Below are 19,802 nucleotides of genomic sequence, written 5' to 3' on the forward strand. Positions count from 1 at the left end.
CCCCCGGTCCACCCGGGCATCGCGCCCACCCGGTCCACCGTGACCCCGCACTGCTCGCCGCCCCACCCGGTTGATCAAGGAGTTTGTGCCCTGCAGCAGCTCCCGCAGTGACACAAACTCCTTGATCACCGATGTGGGTGGGTGGGGCGGCGAGCAGTGCGGGGTCACGGTGGACCGGGTGGGCGCGATGCCCGGGTGGACCGGGGGCGTGATGTCCCGCAGCGGGAAGGCCCACGAGATCTTGGTAGGAAACGGCCCTCAGAGGGGCCGTTTCCTACCAAGATCTCGGCCGGCCGCACCGACCCGACCACTCCAGAGCGTCGATCATGAAGTTGGCGGCGACAGAACGGACAGGAAACGCCGTCAACTTCATGATCGACGGGGCGGGGCGCGTGCCGGTGGTCAGGGGGCGGTGAGCAGGGTGAGCAGGGTGTCGCGGGCGGTGCGGACGGCGGCGCGGGACTCCTCGGTGTGGTCCAGCGCGTCGAATCCGTGCTGTCCGTTGGGCACGTCCACCACGCACAGCGGGATCCCTCGCCGCTGCGCGACAGCCGTGAACGCCTCGATCGTCGGGGCGACCTCGGGCCGCTCCCGCCCGGCCCGGGTCAGCACGAGCGTCGGCCGTGCCGCGTCCTCCGTCTGCGCGGCTCCGACACCTGCGCCGGCGGGCAGGTCGAGGGCGTCGATCGGGCGGAAGCGCGGGTCCACCGGCGGCCATCCGGGCAGCGGCGCCAGCAGGGGATAGGTGGCGGCCACGCCCCGCATCCAGGCGGGCGGGTCGCGGAGCCAGTCGCCGAGCAGCAGGCCGGCGCCGGAGAAGAACCACAGACCGAGCCGGTCGGCGTCGACGCGCGGGTCGGCGCGGAGCATTTCGGCGGCGGCGGCGACCCGCGCGGCGACCGTGTACAGGTCGTCCGGGCTCGCGAGGGTGAGCCGGGGGATCGCGGTCAGCACGCCTGCCTCGGCGAGCAGCGCGCCGTAGCCGCGGTAGAGCGGCCAGTCCCGCGCGTCGGGTGCTTCGGGCGGCCCCGGTACGCCGTGCACGACGACGACAGCGGGATGCCGGCCGTCGCCGGGGGGCACGTGCAGGTCGACGTCGCCGTGCCGTTCCACGGCGGCGGACGGGGGATCGAGGACGAACGGGCTCTCCCAGAAAACGGTTCCCATCATGGCGATGGTAGGAGAATCCGCCGCCCGCGACTGTCCGGTCAGGACGACGAGGACGCCTTGGCGTGCCGTTCGCGCAGCCGGTCCCGGATCTCCTCCGGGGTGTACGCCCGGCGCCGCCGCTCGGCCCGCGCCACGACCACTCCGGTCGCCGCGACGCCGGCGAGACCCGCGAGCCCGAGTACCTTCCACCACCGCATCCGTTGCCGCATCCGCATAGGGTAGTCCTCCATGAGCATCAGCCTGGACGAGGCCGTGGAGCTGACCCGCACCGGCGATCTGTGGGTGTTCCGCGGACGCAGCGTGCCCGACCGGGCCATCCAGCTCACCACGAACAGCCCGGTGAACCACGTGGGCATGGCCGTGGTGCTCGACGACATGCCGCCGCTGATGTGGCACGCCGAGCTGGGCCGTTCGCTGCCGGACATGTGGACCGGCACCCACCAGCGCGGCGTGCAGCTGCACGACCTCCGGGACGCGGTCTGCGTCTGGGGCAACCGGTACGGCCAGCGGGGCTGGCTGCGCCAGCTCGAACCGCCGGCCGACACAGCGATGGAGGAGGCGGTGCTGCGTACCGTGGCTCGTCTCGACGGGACACCGTTCCCGTCCACCGCGCAGCTCGCCTGGCGGTGGGCCCGGGGGCGGCTGCCGCACCCGCCCCGCCTGAGCCTCAGTGGCCTCCGGGGCAGGACCGCCGACACCAGCAGGATCGGCGAAACCAGCAGGGCCGCCGACACCAGCAGGGCCGCCGACACCAGCAGGACCGCCGACACGAGCAGGATCGGCGAAACCAGCAGGGAGAACGCCGCAGCACTGGAGACGGCGTACTGCGCCGAGGTGGTCGCTGTTACCTACGAGGCGATGGGCCTGCTGCCCGCCGGGCGGCGGCCCAACTGGTACGACCCGGGACGGTTCTGGAGCGGCGACGACCTGGCCCTCAACGGCGGCGCGCACCTCGGTGCCGAGATCGAGGTGCGGATCCCGCCGCGCTGACCAGGTTTGCCGCCGGGGCGTGCCGGTAATGAGGAGCGTCGTGACGGCTTCCACCGACCTCGACACGCTCACCGACTTCTTCGACCGGTACGGCGTGGCGCTGACCACCGCCGACGTGCCGGCCATCGCCGGCTGCTACGCCCTGCCCGGGCTGGTGGTCGCCGACACCTACAGCTTCTCGTTCACCTCGCCGACGGCGGTGGCGCTCAGCTTCGTCGGCGCCGCCCCGGACTACCAGGAGCGGGAACTCGTCGCGGCGAACGCGCAGATCGAGGACGTGCAGCAGATCTCGGCGCTGCTCACCGAGGTGGCGGTGCGCTGGGAGTTCCTGGACAGCCAGGGCGGCGCGGTGCCCGGCGAGCGCTACCGCTATCTGCTGCGCACCACCGAGGACGGCCCGGTGATCTGCACCGTCATCCGTACCGCCTGATCGTGGTGGTGCGGCGGCCGGCCACGCGGGCCGGCCGCCGCACCGACTGACGTCAGCGGTGGTGGGCGCCGGCCCAGCGGTCGGCCTCGGGGGCCGGGTGCAGGCCGGGCTCGTGCAGGCCCTCCTCGGTGACCTGGCCGATCCGGCGGTACGTGTCCGGCCGGCTGGTACGCAGGATCGCGCCCCAGATCAGGCCGACCACGCCCGCCGCCACCGGGATCGCCGGCAGCAGCCACTTCAGGTAGCTCGCGGTGTCGGGGGCGAGCAGCGCGTCGAAGTTGAACAGCAGCACCAGCAGCACGGCGGTGAGCAGGACCGTGCCGAGCGCCGGGGCGATCGCCCGCTGCCAGGCGCTCTCCGGGCCGGGGCGGCCCCGGAAGAAGCCCACCACGGAGGCCGAGGTGAGCGTCATCAGCAGCACGACGCCGACCGCCGCGGCGCCGGACAGCCAGGTGAACAGGTCGATGACCGGGTCACGGCCGGTCATCGCGAACGCCAGGAACACCACCACTGCGAGGACGCTCTGCACGAGCGAGCCCGCGACGGGCGCGCCGCTGCGGCTGGAGGTGGCGCCGAGGAAGCCCGGCAGCACCCGCTCCCGGCCCAGGGCGAACAGGTAACGCGCCACGCCGTTGTGGAACGACAGCAGGGCGGCCAGCACGCTGGTGATGAACAGGACGTTGGCGATGTCCGCGACGACCGCGCCGGTGTACTGGTCGAGTGCGCCGAAGATGATGCCCGGCCCCGCCTCGGCACTGGCCGCCGGGGCGTTCTCCGGACCGGTGAGCACGGTCAGCGCCCAGGCGGAGAAGGCGTAGAACAGACCGGTGAACGCGACCGCGATGTAGGTGGCCCGGGCGACCGTGCGCCGCGGGTCCTTGACCTCCTCGCTGTAGATGGCGCCGCTCTCGAAGCCGGTGAAGGAGGCGATGGTGAACGCGAGCACCGCGCCGAAGCCGGCGCCGAACAGGTGGCCGGGGCTGATGCCGGCGGTGGTGACGGTGCCGCCGTCGGGGTTGGCGAAGGCGACCAGGTCGAAGATCAGCACGGCCACGCACTCGAGGATGAGCAGCACCGCGAGGACCGTGGCGTTGAGGTCGATGCGCAGGACGCCGAGCGCGCCGATGAACACCCAGGCCAGCAGCGCCCAGACCCACCAGTCGAGACTGATGCCGGTCTTGGCGTCCATGAAGTCGCCCAGGATCGCGCCGAGCAGGCCGTAGAGACCGATCTGGATCGCGTTGTACGCCGCCAGTGCGACAGCCGAGCCGGCCACCCCGCCGGCCCGGCCGAGGCCGTTGGCGATGTACGCGTAGAACGCGCCGGCGTTGGCGACGTACCGGCTCATCGCGGCGTAGCCGGTGGCGAAGACGGCGAGCACGGCGGCGAGGAGCACGTATCCGAGCGCGGCGCCGATGTTGCCGCTGACCGCGTACATGGTGGTGACACCACCGCCGAGAACGGTCAGCGGGGCGGACGCGGCGACGGTGAAGAAGACGAGGTGGGCGGTGCCGAGACGACCGCGGCGCAGCCCACCGTCGGAGAAGAACGGATCGGAGGACAAGGCTTCTCCAGGGGAGGGGGTGAGGGGATTGAGGTGTCTACTTCGGAACAACCTGAAGCAGGGTATTGGTGATCACTGATCGTGACAACCCCGCTTCGATATCGATTGGGGTGCGCGTGATCGGCCGGAATTGAGCTGTGCGTGGTCATGCCGTACCGTCCCGTGTCGACGATCACGGCCACCGTTCGAGGATGGACCATGACCTACCCCGGGGCGCAGGCCACTTACCGGCTTGCGGATGCGCTGTTCCTTATCGGACACGACGAGTTCACCGGCAAGCCACATGTCGCCGTCGACCGGCTGGAGTGCGGGCTGGCCGGCGCCGCGCTCGCCGAGCTGATGTTCGAGGGCCGGATCGCCCTCGACGGAGGGGGGATCGCCGCTGTCGATCCGCGGTTGTGGCAGGAGCCGCTCACCGACCTGCTGATCACCGAGATCCTGCGCCGCGAGGGTGCTCATCCGGCCCGGCTGTGGATCCGCTACTTGCGGACCCAGCTCAACATCAACGAGCGCGTCGGCACCCGGCTGGTCACCGCCGGCGTGCTCCGGCGCGAGCAGGGCAAGCTGATTGGCCGGATGGTGCGCTGGCCGGCCATCGACCCGAACCAGGCGGCCTCACCGCGGGTGCGGCTGACCGCGATGCTGATGCACTCGTCCCCGGCCGAACTGGACCCGGGCACGCTGCTGCTGGCGACCCTCGCCGAGGCGGTCGGGCTGGCCACGCACATCTTCGACCCGCAGGTGGCCACGCGGATGCGCGACTGCCGCCGGTTCCTGCCGGCTCAGCTCGAAGGGCTGCTCGCCGCCGTCGTGGGCGCGCTCGACGTCACCACCACGACGGTACGGCGATGACGTCCCGCCCCGGGCCGAGCCGGGGCGGGACGGTACCGGTCAGGCCGGGTCGCGCCACATCGGGTAGAGGCTGGGGCCCTCCGGCAGGTCCAGCGTGAGCGGGCGGCGCCGGAATCCGAGCCGCTCGTAGAGCGCGGCGTTGCGCGGCGAACTGGCCTCCAGGTACGCCGCGGTGCCGGCCTGATCCAGCTCGGCCAGCTTGTTACGCAGCAGCGCCGAGCCGACGCCCTTGCCGTGATGGTCGGGGTGTACCGCGATGAAGGGCAGGTACCAGTGCGGCTCAGCCGGGTGCCGGGCGCTCATCATCTCGTCCAGCACACCGAACCGCTTCATGGCCTCCGCGCCGATCGCGGCCTCCATCTCGTCGAACTCGTCGCCCTCGTCGGCGTCGTGTCCTTCGCCGGTGGGCAGCCAGAGCGTGGCGCCCAGGCCGTCGCCGGCGACGTGCACCTCACCGGTGCGCAGCGCCAGCGCGACGAACGGTCCGAAGAAGGCGGGATGGACCCGGGCGCGGTGGTCGTCGGCCGGGAAGACCCAGCCGCTCACCGGATCCCGCATGAACGCCTCGGCGAGGATCGCGGTCACGACGGCTGCGTCCGCCGTGGACGCCCGCCGGATGTTGCCCTGCCACTCACTCACTGGCCAACCGTCCTACCGGCTCGACGAGCCATTGTGGTCATTGATCGGCGTGCAAGGTATCAGGTGTCCACGCCGTGCGGCAGGCCCCGATCGGAGTGCTCGCCGCGACCCGGTCCGTGTGGCTACGCTGGCCCGGACCCCGACAGGAGGACCATGTCCCGCACGCGTCGTCCCGGCCCGCAGCCCGGGACCGCCATGACCTCGTCCCCCTGGATCCTCGTCGCCGCGGGCGTGGTCGTGATGGTGGTCCTGCTGGTGGTGGCGCTCGGCTCGGTGCGGGGCCGGCGTACGTTCCCGGCGGCCGGTCCGGCGGATCCGGTGATGTCGCTGCCGCACGTCCCGCTGACGCCCACGGCGGTCAGCGCCACCGGCCCGTCGCCGGTGGCCGCCACCGCTCCGGTGGTGCCGGGCCTGTCTCCCCGGTCCACGGTGCTGCCCGCCCGGCCGACGCCGGCCGCGCCGACCCCCAGCCCTCGGGGCGTGGCCCGGCCGGTGCTGCCCCCGCCGCCGCCTCCCGCGCCGCCGCCGTCCGCGGTGACCGGCCGGTACAGCGTGATGAGCGCCTTCGACGGCGGCTTCATCGGCGAGGTGCTGCTGGTCAACACCGCGCGTACGCCGCAGGGCTGGACGGTGCGCGCGGTGTTCCCCGGTGGCCGGCTGGTCACCGCCTGGGTCGAGGGCGCCGAGCAGGGCGTGTTCCGCTTCGACGACGGCGTGTTCACCTACCGCAGCGGGTTCGACCTGGCCCCCGGGCAGTCCGTGCCGGTGCGGTTCCACATCGAGCGGGCCGGCACCCGGCCGGTGAGCTGCACTGTCGACGGCACGCCCTGCACCGACCGCTAGATCCTGGCGGTCCGGTCGGGGCCGGCGCGAGTGTCTCCTCTTGCAAGGTGACTGCTTTGTTGCGGCATGGTTTGCAAGGTATTGCAGAATGTTTCGGCAAGGGCTAGCGTGCGGGCGAATCAGCGACCAGAGAAAGGCCGTCGATGAAACCGCCGCCGATATCCCCCAAGGCGCTGCTCGCCCTGGTCACCTCCCTCGTACTCACTCTCGTCGGCGTGCCGGTGGCCCTCCACCAGCTCGGCGCCGACGCCACCGCCCCGGCCGCCACCCCCGACGTCCTGGCCGCCGGCAATGCTCCGCAGTGGAACCGCGAGCCGTCCCCCGACGCGCTCCTCAAGGCCGGCACCGGCACCGCCAAGGCCGAGCAGTTCTACTTCGTCCTGCCCGACCGGTTCGCCAACGGCGACAAGCGCAACGACACCGGCGGTCTGACCGGCGGCCGGCTCACCACCGGCCTCGACCCGGCCGACAAGGGCTTCTACCACGGTGGCGACCTCAAGGGCCTGATCGACCGGATGGACTACATCCAGGGGCTCGGCACCACCGCCATCTGGCTCGCGCCGATCTTCAAGAACCGGCCGGTGCAGGGCACCGGCGCGGACGTCTCGGCCGGCTACCACGGCTACTGGATCACCGACTTCACCCAGGTCGACCCGCACTTCGGCACCAACGCCGAGCTGAAGAAGCTGGTCGACCTGGCCCACCGGCGGGGCATCAAGGTCTACCTCGACATCATCGTCAACCACACCGCCGACGTCATCCGGTACGCCGAGGACAAGTACGGCTACGTGGACAAGAAGACCGCGCCGTACCGCGACGCGCAGGGGCGTCCCTTCGAGGACCGCAACTACGCCGACGGCACCCGGAAGTTCCCGGCGGTGAACTCGACGTCGTTCCCGTACACCCCGGTGTTCGCCACCCCGGCCGACGCGAAGGTCAAGGTACCGGCGTGGCTGAACGACCCGACCATGTACCACAACCGCGGTGACTCCACCTTCGCCGGGGAGAACAGCGAGTACGGCGACTTCTTCGGCCTCGACGACCTGTGGACCGAGCGTCCCGAGGTGGTCCGCGGCATGACCGACATCTACGCCCAGTGGATCGGCAAGGCCGGCGTGGACGGGTTCCGCCTCGACACGGTCAAGCACGCCAACCTCGACTTCTGGCCGCAGTTCGCCCGCGGCATCGACGCCGCCGCCGCGAAGGCCGGCAAGAAGGACTTCTTCATGTTCGGCGAGGTCTACAGCGCCGAGCAGGAGATCCAGTCCACCTACGTGCGGCAGGGCGGACTGCCCGCCACGCTCGACTTCTCGTTCCAGGAGGCCGCACGCGGGTACGCCGCCGCCGACGGCTCGGCCAAGACACTCGCCGACGTCTACGCCAAGGACGACCTGTACTCCGCGCGGGACACGAACGCCAACCGGCTCACCACGTTCCTGGGCAACCACGACATGGGCCGGATCGGCTCGTTCGTCGCCGCCGCCGGCGGTGACGACGCCACCCAGCTGAACCGCAGCCGGCTCGCCCACCAGCTCATGTTCCTCACCCGCGGCCAGCCGGTCGTCTACTCCGGCGACGAGCAGGGCTTCACCGGACCGGGTGGCGACAAGGACGCCCGGCAGGACATGTTCGCCTCGCGGACCGCCGACTACCTCGACGACGACCTGATCGGCACCACCCGCACCCACGCCGCCGACCAGTACGACACCCGCCACCCGCTCTACCGGACCATCGCCGAGCTGGGCGAGCTGCGGACGGCGCACCCGGCGCTGCGCGACGGCGTGCAGGTGACCCGGTACGCGGCCGACGGGCCGGGCGTCTTCGCGTTCTCCCGCGTCCTGCCCACCGACCGGATCGAGTACGTGGCGGCGGTGAACAACGCCGCGACGCCGCAGACTGTCACAGTGGACACCTGGTCGGCCGGCGCCCGCTTCACCGGCGTGTACGGCGGCGCCACCGGCGCGACGGCCGGCGCGGACGGCAAGCTGAGCGTCACCGTGCCGGCCATGTCGGCGCTGGTGCTCAAGGCCGACCGGGCGATCCCGCAGGCCGGGGCACCGACGATCACGATCACCGAGCCGGGCGACGACCCGGTCCCCGGCAAGGCCGCCGTCACCGCCCAGGTGACCGGCGACCCGCTCGCCACCGTCACGTTCGCCGCCCGGGTCGCGGGCGGCAAGTGGACGCTGCTCGGCACCGCGAACCGCGCGCCGTACACCGTGCACCACGACCTCACCGGCCTGCCCGGCGGCACCCGCGTGGAGTACAAGGCGGTGGTCCGCGACGGCAAGGGCCGCACCGCCACCGCCCGGGCCACCGGCACCGTCGGCACCCCCGCCCAGGGCGCGTCGCGGGACTGGGCGATCGTGCACTACCAGCGTCCGGCCGGCGGGTACGACGACTGGCGGCTCTACGCCTGGGGCGACATCGACCCGGCGTACGTGACGGAATGGCCCGCCGGGCAGCCGTTCGCCGGTGAGGACTCGTACGGCCGGTTCGCCTGGGTCAAGCTCAAGCCCGGTGCGAAGACGGTCGGGTTCCTCGTGATCGACGGCGACGGCAACAAGGACGTCGCGAACGACCGCACCATCGACGTGACTGCGACCGGCGAGATCTGGGTCAAGCAGGGCGACCCGGCGGTCTACCCGACGCGGCAGGCCGCCACCGGCGAACCCGACCCGCCCGTCGCCCAGGACACCGCGCTGATCCACTGGCGCAAGGCCGACGGGAACTACGACGGCTGGGGCCTGCACCTGTGGGACGGCGCGGCCAACCCGACCGACTGGGCCGCCCCGCTCAAGCCGGAGAAGACCGACGCGTACGGCGCGGTGTTCCGGGTGCCCCTCGCCGCCGGGGCGACCGGGCTGAGCTACATCATCCACCGAGGCGACGAGAAGGATCAGCCCGAGGACCAGCGGCTCGACTTCGCCACCGCCGGGCGCGAGGTGTGGCTGCTCGCCGGCGTGAAGGGACGGCTGCTGCCGACCACCACGTCCGGCGCCGCCAAGGATCTCGACCTGACCAAGCAGAAGGCGCAGTGGATCGACAGGTCCACTGTGGCCTGGGCGACCGGGCCGACCGACGGCAGGCGGTACGCGCTGGCAGTCGCCCCGGCCGGTGGGATCGGCCTCGCCGACGGTGAGCTGACCGGCACGTACACCACCATCGCGCTGCGGGCGCAGCGCAACGGGCTGACCGAGGCGCAACGGCAGGCGTACCCCCATCTCTGGGCCTCGCGCGCCTTCTCGCTGGACCGCGCCGACCTGGCCCGGGTGCCGGCGGCGCTGCGCGGCCAGATCGTGGTGACCGAGCGGGACGCCGAGGGCGCGCTGCTCGCCGCCACCGGCGTGCAGATCCCCGGCGTGCTCGACGACGTCTACGCGGCGGCGACCGGCGCGAAGCTCGGGCCGACGTTCGCCGGCCGGGTGCCCACCCTGGCGGTGTGGGCGCCGACCGCGCGGACCGTGTCGCTGGAACTGTTCGACTCGCCCACGGCCCAGCCGGCCACCGTGGCGATGCGCCGCGACGACCGCACCGGCGTCTGGTCGGTACGCGGCTCCAAGGCGTGGAACGGCCGCTACTACCGCTACCGGGTGCAGGCGTGGCAGCCGGCCACGCAGAAGATGGTCACCGCGTCGGTGGCCGACCCGTACTCGGTGGCGCTCGCCCCGAACTCCACGCACAGCCAGATCGTCGACCTGACCGACCCGGCGCTCGCGCCGGCCGGCTGGGCGAACCTGCGCAAGCCGGCCGCGCCGCCGGCGTCCAAGGTCCAGATCTCCGAGCTGTCGGTGCGGGACTTCTCCATCGCCGACACCACGGTTCCCGCCGACCGGCGGGGCACCTACCTGGCGTTCACCGACCCGAACAGCGCCGGCATGAAGCACCTGCGCAAGCTCGGCGACGCCGGGGTCAACCACCTGCACCTGCTGCCGGCCTTCGACTTCGCCACCATCCCGGAGAAGCGGGCCGACCAGGCCCGGCCGAACTGCGACCTGGCCGCGCTGCCGCCGGACTCCGACGAGCAGCAGAAGTGCGTCGCGGCGGTCGCCGGCACCGACGGCTACAACTGGGGGTACGACCCGCTGCACTACACGGTGCCCGAGGGTGGGTACGCCACCGACCCGAACGGCGCGAAGCGCACCACCGAGTTCCGCCAGATGGTCGCCGGAGTCAACAAGGCCGGGCTGCGGGTGGTCATGGACGTGGTCTACAACCACACCTCGGCCGCCGGCGCCGACCCGAAGTCGGTGCTCGACCAGGTGGTGCCGGGCTACTACCACCGGCTCCTGGAGGACGGGACGGTCGCCAACTCCACCTGCTGCGCCAACACCGCGCCGGAGCACGCCATGATGGGCAAGCTCGTGGTGGACTCGCTGGTGACCTGGGCCAAGGCGTACAAGGTCGACGGCTTCCGGTTCGACCTGATGGGCCACCACCCGAAGGCGAACATCCTCGCCGTACGGGCCGCGCTGGACAAGCTCACGCTCGCCCGCGACGGCGTGGACGGCCGCAAGATCCTGCTGTACGGCGAGGGCTGGAACTTCGGCGAGGTCGCCGACGACGCCCGGTTCACGCAGGCCACCCAGGCCAACATGGCCGGCACCGGCGTCGGCACGTTCAACGACCGGCTCCGCGACGCGGTGCGCGGCGGCGGCCCGTTCGACGCCAACCCGCGGGCGCAGGGCTTCGCCTCCGGCCTCTACACCGACCCCAACGGCGACGACGTCAACGGTTCGGCGGCCGAGCAGCGGGCCCGGCTGCTGCACCAGCACGACCTGATCAAGGTGGGGCTGACCGGGAACCTGCGCGGCTACCGGTTCACCGACTCCACCGGCAAGCGGGTCACCGGGGCGCAGGTCGACTACAACGGCGCCCCGGCCGGGTACACCGCCGCGCCGGGCGAGGCGGTCACCTACGTCGACGCGCACGACAACGAGATCCTGTACGACGCGCTGGCGTACAAGCTGCCGCAGGGGACCTCGGCGCAGGACCGGGCCCGGATGCAGGTGCTCGCGCTGGCGACCACCGCGCTCGGGCAGGGTGCCGGGTTCGTGACCACCGGCTCGGAGCGACTGCGCTCGAAGTCGCTGGACCGCAACTCGTACAACTCCGGTGACTGGTTCAACCAGATCCGGTGGGACTGCGCCCAGGGCAACGGGTTCGGCGCCGGCCTGCCGCCGGAGGCCGACAACAAGGACAAGTGGTCGTACGCGAAGCCGTTGCTGGCCGATCCGTCGCTGGTGCCGGACTGCGCGGCGATCGACCTGGCCGACGCCCGGTACGCGGAGCTGCTGCGCGTCCGCCGGTCCTCGCCGGTGTTCGGGCTCGACACCGCCGCCCAGGTGCAGAAGCGGGTGGCGTTCCCGCTGTCCGGGACGAAGGAGACCCCGGGCGTGCTCACCATGACCCTCGACGCGCGAGGGCTGGACGGGAGGTGGAAGTCGGTGACAGTCGTCTTCAACGCCACGCCGGAGACGGCGAAGCAGACAGTCACCGGGCTGCGCGGGGCGAACGTGGCACTGCACCCGGTGCTGCGGAACTCGGCCGACCCGGCGCTGCGTACCGCGTCGTTCGACCGGGCCGCCGGCACGTTCACCGTGCCCGCGCGCAGCGTGGCGGTGTTCGTCCAGAGCTGACCGCACGGCCGACCGGCCCCCTGCCACGTTTCGTGGCAGGGGGCCGGTCGCGTACCCCGGGCCGTCAGGTCAGTTGAAGCAGTCCTCGACGGTGTTGGCGCAGTTGGTGGGGTCGTTGTTGCTGATGAGGGACTTGTCGTCGAGCTTGACGCGTCCTTCGTTGTTGAGGACGCCGCCGGCGACCCGGTGGAGCTTGCTGGAGTCGGTGGCGGTGTTCTTGGTGACGTGGGTCTTGGTCAGGGTGATCTTCGCCTTGTTGTTGAAGATGCCGCCGCCGTTGAGGGCGGTGTTGCCCTTGATGTCGGTGTCGCGGATGGTGAGGGTGGCGTTGTCGTCCTTGTCGTGGTCGCGGACGATGAAGCCGTCCTCGATCTTGATGAGCCACTCGCCGTTGTAGATGCCGCCGCCGAACCGGTTGGCGGTGTTGTCGACGATCTTGCTGTCGGCGATCGTGGCGCTGGCGTGCTCCTTGTTCTCCGGGTAGCCCCAGTGCTTGCCGCCGGTGACCACGACACCGCCGCCGTCGCCGTCGGCGTGGTTCTTGGCGACGTGCACCTTGTCCAGGTCGAGGTCGGTGTTCTCGGCGTAGACGCCGCCACCGTTCTCGCAGGCGGTGTTGCCCGTGATCGCGGTGAAGGACACCGTGACGGTGCCGCCGCTGCTGAACAGGCCGCCACCGTTCTTGCCGGCGCGGTTGTCCGACAGGCTCGACTTCACACCGTCCTTGCCGTGGTCGGAACCGTAGATCTCGACCGTGCCGGCCTCGTGGTGCTTCTCCTTCTTGTCGTAGCCCTTCGGCGCGGCGGAGGCCGCCGGGCCGTGCCCACCGGACAGGCCGCTGCCGTTGGCCACACCGCCGCCGTTGCCGCCTGCGGTGTTGTCGTCGACGTGGGTCTCCTCGACCTTGAGGATGCCCTCGTTGTAGACGCCGCCGCCGTCGCCCTGGGCGTGGTTGCCGACGACCTTGCTCTCCTTGAGCCANCGTGGTCGCGGTTGGCCAGTTCGAGGGCGTCGATCAGGGCGTCGTCCTTGCAGGGGACCTCGCGGGTCTTGCCGTGGTCGTCCTTGCCGTCCTTGCCCCACTCGCCCTTGTCCGGGCCCCACTCGCCACGGTCGCGGCCGCCCTTGCCGTACCCGTCCTCGCCCTTCTCGCCGCCCTTCCCGCCCTCGGCGCGGGAGTCGTCGCTGGCGTTCTGCGGCGCGGCGGCGTGGTTCTCCGCCACCGGTTCGGTGCCGGACTTGTCGTCGCGGGCGGCGAGACCGCCGAGTGCCGCCAGCCCGACGACGCCGGTCAGCCCGGCCACGCCGGTGGCGACCCAGAGCGCCCGCCGCTTGCTCGTCCGCGGCGGGGGCGCCATCGGCGCGCCGCCGTCGGGTGTCGTTACGTCGTTCGACATGAGAGCCCTTTCGGTTCTTCCCAAACGGGTCGCACCGCCCCAGGCCGGGCGACCAGCTACAAACCGGTTGTAGCCTCTGATCAGCACCGTATGAGAAGGTTCCTCGCGAGGAAGACTTATCCGAAAAAAGCCCGCATTCCTCCCACGAACGGCGGTCGGTGACCAACCACGTGAGCGGTACGGGAACGGCCCGGAACGCGGCGGGCCCCACCACCTGCCGGAAAGGCGCGGTGGTGGGGCCCGAGGGAGTTCGCGGCCGCGGGGGATCAGCCAGGCAGGCGGGGGCCCGCCTCACGCTGCTCGGCCAGCCAGGTCTCCACCTCGGCGGAGGCGCGCGGCAGCCCGGCCGACATGTTCACCGGGCCGTCGGCGGTGACCAGGATGTCGTCCTCGATCCGCACGCCGACGCCCCGCAGCTCCTCCGGGACCAGCTCGTCCTCCGGCTGGAAGTAGAGCCCCGGCTCGACGGTGAGCACGTACCCCTCGCCGAGCGGCCCCTCGCGGTAAGTCTCCTTGCGGGCGTTGGCGCAGTCGTGCACGTCGATGCCGAGCATGTGACTGGTGCCGTGCAGCGTCCACCGCCGGTAGACCGTGGAGGCCGGGTCCATCGCCTCGTCCACGCTGACCGGCAGCAGCCCGAGGTCCTTCAACGCCTCGGCCAGCACCCGCATGGAGGCGAGGTGCACGTCCCGGAACGCCACGCCGGGCCGGCACATCTCGATGCCGGCCTGCTGCGCGGCGTACACCGCGTCGTAGACCTGACGCTGCAACGGCGTGAACCGGCCGTCGACCGGGAGCACCCGGGTCACGTCGGCGGTGTAGAGGTTGCGGTTCTCCACGCCCATGTCCATCAGCAGCAGCTCACCCGGACGGGTGGCGCCGTGGTTGTGCACCCAGTGCAGGATCGTGGCGTGCTCGCCGGCCCCGACGATCGAACCGTAGCCGACGTCGTTGCCGTCGTGCCGGGCACGCAGCGCGAAGACGCCCTCCAGCAGCCGCTCGGAGACCCCGCGGTCGGCGGGCAGTGCCCGTGCCACGTCCTCGAAGCCGCGCACCGTCGCGTCGCACGCCTCCTGGAGCTGCGCGATCTCCCACTCGTCCTTGACCAGCTTCAGCTCGGCGATCGCGATCGCCAGCTCCCGGTCGCGGCCGGGCTGCCCCTCGGCGCGCGCGCCGTCGTACTGACGCACCGCCGCGTCCACCCGGGCGTCGAAACCGCGGAGCACACGGGTACGCCCCGGCGCCAGCTCGGCCAGCGCGGCGTCCAGCTCGCTCAGGTCGGCCGTCGGCAGCCCCAGCTCGGTCGACTTCTCCCGCAGCGTCGGCCGGCGGCCCACCCACAGCTCGCCGTGGCGGCTGCGGAAGAACTCGTCGGTCGCCCGGGACGACCGGGGCCGCATGAACAGCGTGGCCTCGCCGCCCGGCCGCAGCACGAGGACGCTGTCCGGCTCCATGTCGCCGGTCAGGTACGCGAAGTCGCTGCCCGGCCGGAACCGGTGGTCGGTGTCGTTGGCGCGTACCTTCTCGTTGCCGGTGGGGATGACCAGCGTCTCGCCCGGGAAGGCCTCGGCCAGCGCGGCCCGGCGCTTGGCGTGGTTGGGCACCTCGGCGCGCGGTGTGACCGGCAGTTCGGTGTCCCGCCAGCCCTGCCGCATGAACGACAGGAACGCCTCCGGGAAATCCGGGTCGTGCGACTCCGTGCCGTCCGGCGCCTTGCCCTGCCCGGTCCGCTCCTCGGCCATGATCCGCCCCTCCCTGAGCCTCGTCGCTGGTCCCGACGGTACCGCGCGCACGACAGCGGGAGGTGCCTGCGGTGCCGCGACGGTGGCTTCCGGCGCGTGGAAAGATGGCGGCCATGTGCGGACTCCTGGCCTTCTTCAGCGCGCGCGGCGACGCCGCCGCCCACCGCGACAACATCGCCGGCGCACTGGAGTGCCTGCACCACCGCGGCCCGGACGAGACAGGGGTCGAGGTGGTCGGCGACGCCTCCGGCCGGTACGCGGACGGCGTGTTCGCGCACAAGCGCCTGGCGATCATCGACGTGGCGCTGAGCCACGAGCCCCTGCCGTACGCGGGCGGGCGGTACCTGCTCACCTTCAACGGCGAGATCTACAACTACATCGAGCTGCGCGAGGAGCTGATCCGCGACTACGGCGCCCAGTTCGCCACGAACGGCGACGGCGAGGTGATCGTCGCCGGCTACCACTACTGGGGTGAGCAGGTGCTCACCAAGCTGCGCGGCATGTTCGCGTTCGTGATCTGGGACCGGCAGGAGCGGCGGGCCTTCGGCGCGCGGGACTACTTCGGCATCAAGCCGCTGCACTACCTCCAGACCCAGGACGGCCTCTACCTCGCCTCGGAGAAGAAGGCGCTGCTGCCGTTCGCGCACTCGGCGTACCAGGGCGACGCTGGTATCGACACCGCGAACCTGAGCCACTACCTGACGCTGCAGTACGTGCCCGAGCCGGGCACCCTGCACAAGGGGATCAGCCGGATCGGCTCGGGGGAGTACCTGACCTGGACCCCTGGTGGCCGGATCGAGGTGCGCCGCTGGTACCGCCCGGTGTTCCGGCCGGCCCCGGTCTCCGACGAGCAGCGGCTCTACCACGACATCCGCGAGACGCTGCGCGAGAGCGTACGGATGCACATGCGCTCGGACGTGCCGGTCGGCTCGTTCCTGTCCAGCGGCATCGACTCCACAGCCGTGGTGGCGCTGGCGCGCGAGTTCAACCCGAACATCCTCACCTTCACGGTCGGCTACGACGTGCCCGGCTACTCCGAGATCGACGTGGCCCAGGACTCGGCCCGGCACCTCGACGTGACCACGATCCCGACCAAGATCGGGCCGCAGGACATGATCGACGCGCTGCCGAAGATCGTCTGGCACCTGGACGACCCGGTCGCCGACCCGGCCCTGGTGCCGCTCTACTTCGTGGCGAAGAAGGCCGCCGAGCACGTCACAGTGGTGCTCTCCGGTGAGGGCGCGGACGAGTTCTTCGGCGGCTACACCATCTACCGGGAGCCGTTGTCGCTCAACGCGGTCAACAGCCTGCCCGACGGCGTGCAGAAGGGCCTGCGCGCCGTGTCCAAGGCGATCCCGCAGGGCGTCAAGGGCAAGAGCTTCCTGGAGCGCGGCACCACCCCGATCGAGGAGCGCTACTACGGCAACGCCCGGATGTTCACCGAGGAGGAGAAGCAGCACCTGCTGCGCCGCTACGACCCCTCGGTGCGCTACACCGACGTGACCGCGCCGATCTACGCCGAGTGCACCGAGCTGGACGACGTCACCAAGATGCAGTACGTCGACCTCTACACCTGGCTGCGCGGCGACATCCTGGTCAAGGCCGACCGGATCTCGATGGCGCACTCGCTGGAGGTGCGGGTGCCGTTCCTGGACCGGGAGGTGTTCAACGTCGCCGCCGGCATCCCGGTCGACCTGAAGCTGCCGCCCCGGTCCGAGGCCACCAAGTACGCGATGCGCCAGGCGCTCCAGGGCGTCGTGCCGCCGGCCATCGTCAACCGCAAGAAGCTGGGCTTCCCGACCCCGACCCGGGTCTGGCTGCGCGGCGAGATGTACGAGTGGGCGCGGCACGTGCTGTCCACCTCGGGCGCGGGCGACCTGATCGACCTGTCGTACGCGATGCGCCTGCTCGACGAGCACAAGCGGGAGGAGGCCGACCACTCCCGCAAGGTGTGGACCGTGCTGATCTTCTGCATCTGGCACGCCATCTTCGTGGCCAAGACGCTCGACCCGGGCATCCAGCGCAACCAGTCCGCGCTGCTCACCAAGCCGGTCGTCGGCAGCATGGTCCGCTGACCCGCCAGACGTGACAGGGCCCCCGGGGTACGCCCCCGGGGGCCCTTCTCACTGCGGGATCACCTGCCGGTGCAGGTGACCGTCGGCAGGGAGTTGGTGCCGGAGAAGTTCGCGGTGAAGCCGAACGTCGTGGTGCCCTCCGGCGGGACGCTGCCGTTGTAGGCGGCGTTGGAGACGCTCACCGACGCCCCGCTGCCGCTCAACGTGCCGTTCCACACCTGGTTGATGGTCTGACCGCTGGGCCAGGTCCAGTTGGCTGTCCACCCGGAGTACGTCCGGGTGCTGTGGTTCATGATCATCACTTCGCCCTGGAAGCCGCCGTTCCAGGCGCTGACCACCTTGTACACCGCCATGCAGGTGCCGGACGGCATGGTCGGGCTCGTCGTCGGCGCGGGCGTGGTCGGCGCCGGGGTGGTCGGGCCGGGGCTGCCGCCCGAGCCGATCCCGGTCACCTCGCCGTTGCCCCCGTCGAACGTCACGTCGGAGCAGCCGAAGAAGTTCTCCTGGCTGTCCGAGCGGACCCAGCGCGAGTAGATGATGTGCCGGCCGCTCTTGTTCGACGGCAGGTTACCGGTGAAGTAGTAGTGACCGTCGTTGGTGCCGACCGCGCCGCGCTGCGGCGGGTTGGTCACCTGCAGGAACGGCTGCTCCTCCAGGTCGCTCCAGGCCAGCGGCCGGTTCGGGCTCCAGCTGTCCTTGGTCACGTAGAAGTAGAACGTGCCCGGGTGGTGGGCCCAGTTGCTGTACCGGAACTCCATCGACCGGCCCGCCGTCAGGTGGGTGATCGGCCAGTCGTTGCGCGCCGCGTCGTACCCGCTGAAGCCGGGGTTGCCGCCGCTGCACAGCTTGCCGTCGGGGATGAACCCGACGGTCCGCCCGCCGGCGTCGGAGCGCAGCACGCTGAACCAGTTGTACAGCGAGTTCGCCCCGTTCGCGGCCACCGCCGACGAGCAGGCGGGGTTGTTCGGCCGGATCTCACCGGTTCCGGTGAGGCCGTCCTTCCAGCACAGGTAGGTGCGGGCGCCCGGCGTCATGGCCGCGCCGTGCGCGGCCGCCGGTCCGGAGTTGGTGGCCAGGGCGAACGCGCCCAGGGCCAGGGTGGCGGCCGCGGTGAGCAACGCGGCCGTACGGGATCGGTGCACGGGGATCTCCTGACTCGCGGAGCGTGGCCCGGTTCGGCCCGCCCCGCTGCGACGAGCGGATGCGACGATCGCGGTGCCCGCGCCCGGTCGGCGTGCGGCCGGGGCCGTCGGCGGGCGCGCACCGCCTGCGGTCCGTTGCCACGGACCGTGGATGCCCTCGCGTCGGCTCGACCCGGCGGCCGGTGACGCGGCAGCCCCCCGCGTCGTTACCCGGCATCGCCATCCCACCACGTCCGCACGCCGCCCGCAATAGGCGGTTCTCGATGCCCGGGTCCCGGCGCGCGGTGGCACCGGCATACGACAGGATCGGGGGAGGACGACGAGGGGAGCCAGGATGGGGTACGCGGTGGTGCTCGGCGAGGCGCTGGTGGACCTGCTCGACGCCGAGCACGACGGAGAACCCGTCTACCGGCAGGCGATCGGCGGCGGTCCACTGAACGTGGCGGTGGCGATCGCCCGGCTCGGCGGAGACGCGCGGTTCGTCGGGTCGCTCGGCGACGACGCGCTGGCCGGACGGATCCGCGCGTTCCTCACCGGCGCCGGTGTGGACGTGCGCGGGACGGTGACGGTGCCGGCGCCGACAGCGCTGGCCGTGGCCACGTTCGCCGGCGCGGAGCCGGACTTCCGCTTCTACGGCGAGCCCCGCTCGTACGCGCTGCTCGGCCCGGACGACCTGGACGTGGCGCTGATCGAGGGCGCGGACGTGCTCTACTGCGGCTCGATCGTGCTGCTCGACCCGCCGGTGCTGGCCGCCGCCCGCCGCGCCTGGTCGATCGCCGGCGGGCTGCGCGTGTTCGACCCGAACGTCCGGCCCAGCCTGCTCACCGCGCCGGACGCGCTCGACCGTCTGCGCGCGGTGGTCGCCGAGTTCGCCGCCGCCGCGCACCTGGTCAAGCTCAGCGCCGCCGACGCGCGGGTGCTCTACCCGCACGAGCCGGTCGCGGGCGTGGCCGCGTACCTGCGGGAACTGGGCGCGAGCGCCGTCGTGGTCACGCTCGGCGCGGACGGCGCCCTGGTCGCCGCCGCCGACGACGTGGTACGCGTGCCCGCGCCGAAGGTGGACGCGGTGGACGCCACCGGCGCGGGCGACTCGGTCATGGGCGCGCTGGTGGCCGACCTGCTGGCCGCCGGCGAGCCGGCCGACCCGGCCGGGTGGCGGGAGCGGGTCGCGTTCGCGCTGCGGGTGGCGGCGGTGGTGTGCGAGTCACCGGGCGGCGCCACAGCCATGCCCACCCGCACCGCGGTCGAAGCCCGCTTCGCGTGAAAGGAAGGGCCCCTTCTTAACGCCTCCGGTAGAGGAGGGGCCCCTTCTTAACACC

General features: G+C 71.8%; 13 protein-coding genes and 1 pseudogene. 7 read left to right on the top strand and 7 right to left on the bottom strand.

Translation table 11 applies throughout. The features are described 5' to 3' along the window. Positions 1-402: 402 nt before the first annotated feature. Complete coding sequence (locus ABD52_RS24655) at positions 403-1,170, bottom strand: hypothetical protein (protein ID WP_047893404.1); 768 nt, start codon at positions 1,168-1,170, stop codon at positions 403-405. 38 nt (positions 1,171-1,208) lie between these two features. Further along, a complete protein-coding gene (locus ABD52_RS40295; protein WP_139135452.1) occupies positions 1,209-1,400 on the bottom strand; it encodes a hypothetical protein in 192 nt (63 codons plus the stop codon). Here ABD52_RS40295 and ABD52_RS24660 point away from each other — a divergent pair. Together ABD52_RS24660 and ABD52_RS24665 are read left to right on the top strand one after the other, a co-directional pair. Next, a complete protein-coding gene (locus ABD52_RS24660; protein ID WP_047893405.1) occupies positions 1,399-2,160 on the top strand; it encodes a hypothetical protein in 762 nt (253 codons plus the stop codon). The two genes, ABD52_RS40295 and ABD52_RS24660, sit on opposite strands and share 2 nt — an antisense overlap. A 40-nt stretch (positions 2,161-2,200) precedes the next feature. Then, on the top strand, positions 2,201-2,590 hold the full coding sequence (locus ABD52_RS24665) for a hypothetical protein (protein ID WP_047893406.1): 390 nt from the start codon (positions 2,201-2,203) through the stop codon (positions 2,588-2,590). A gap of 52 nt (positions 2,591-2,642) precedes the next feature. Here ABD52_RS24665 and ABD52_RS24670 read toward each other — a convergent pair whose 3' ends face one another. Beyond that, the gene (locus tag ABD52_RS24670) at positions 2,643-4,154 is read right to left on the bottom strand and encodes an APC family permease (protein ID WP_013475927.1); all 1,512 of its coding nucleotides are present in this window, start codon (positions 4,152-4,154) and stop codon (positions 2,643-2,645) included. Between the two features lie 198 nt (positions 4,155-4,352). Between ABD52_RS24670 and ABD52_RS24675 the strand changes: the two genes are divergently transcribed. After that, positions 4,353-5,006, top strand: a complete 654-nt coding sequence (locus ABD52_RS24675; protein WP_013287394.1) for a GPP34 family phosphoprotein — start codon at positions 4,353-4,355, stop codon at positions 5,004-5,006. 39 nt (positions 5,007-5,045) lie between these two features. Here ABD52_RS24675 and ABD52_RS24680 read toward each other — a convergent pair whose 3' ends face one another. Next, positions 5,046-5,645, bottom strand: a complete 600-nt coding sequence (locus tag ABD52_RS24680; RefSeq protein WP_013287393.1) for a GNAT family N-acetyltransferase — start codon at positions 5,643-5,645, stop codon at positions 5,046-5,048. Between the two features lie 153 nt (positions 5,646-5,798). Between ABD52_RS24680 and ABD52_RS24685 the strand changes: the two genes are divergently transcribed. Both ABD52_RS24685 and pulA read left to right on the top strand, forming a co-directional pair. Continuing rightward, on the top strand, positions 5,799-6,488 hold the full coding sequence (locus ABD52_RS24685) for a cellulose binding domain-containing protein (protein ID WP_013287392.1): 690 nt from the start codon (positions 5,799-5,801) through the stop codon (positions 6,486-6,488). A gap of 143 nt (positions 6,489-6,631) precedes the next feature. Continuing rightward, entirely contained in the window at positions 6,632-12,127 is a 5,496-nt protein-coding gene (pulA, locus tag ABD52_RS24690) for a pullulanase-type alpha-1,6-glucosidase (protein WP_047893407.1), read from the top strand. A 69-nt stretch (positions 12,128-12,196) separates the two neighbouring features. Here pulA and ABD52_RS24695 read toward each other — a convergent pair. Beyond that, a pseudogene (locus ABD52_RS24695) lies at positions 12,197-13,108 on the bottom strand (hypothetical protein); the annotation flags it as partial. A gap of 682 nt (positions 13,109-13,790) precedes the next feature. After that, positions 13,791-15,266, bottom strand: a complete 1,476-nt coding sequence (locus tag ABD52_RS24700; protein WP_047893408.1) for an aminopeptidase P family protein — start codon at positions 15,264-15,266, stop codon at positions 13,791-13,793. A gap of 113 nt (positions 15,267-15,379) precedes the next feature. On the opposite strand from ABD52_RS24700, the gene asnB reads away from it, so the two are divergent. Continuing rightward, on the top strand, positions 15,380-17,341 hold the full coding sequence (gene asnB, locus ABD52_RS24705) for an asparagine synthase (glutamine-hydrolyzing) (protein WP_047893409.1): 1,962 nt from the start codon (positions 15,380-15,382) through the stop codon (positions 17,339-17,341). 59 nt (positions 17,342-17,400) lie between these two features. On the opposite strand, the gene ABD52_RS24710 is transcribed toward asnB, so the two are convergent. After that, positions 17,401-18,489: a lytic polysaccharide monooxygenase gene (locus ABD52_RS24710; RefSeq protein ID WP_200905234.1), complete on the bottom strand. Its 1,089-nt coding sequence runs from the start codon at positions 18,487-18,489 to the stop codon at positions 17,401-17,403. Between the two features lie 328 nt (positions 18,490-18,817). Here ABD52_RS24710 and ABD52_RS24715 point away from each other — a divergent pair, with 328 nt between their 5' ends. After that, positions 18,818-19,747, top strand: coding sequence for a carbohydrate kinase (locus ABD52_RS24715; RefSeq protein ID WP_047893411.1), 930 nt, complete (start codon positions 18,818-18,820; stop codon positions 19,745-19,747). Positions 19,748-19,802 lie beyond the last annotated feature (55 nt).

It is taken from the genome of Micromonospora sp. RV43 (assembly GCF_001029515.1).
In the GTDB taxonomy this organism is placed as follows: Bacteria; Actinomycetota; Actinomycetes; order Mycobacteriales; family Micromonosporaceae; genus Micromonospora; species Micromonospora aurantiaca.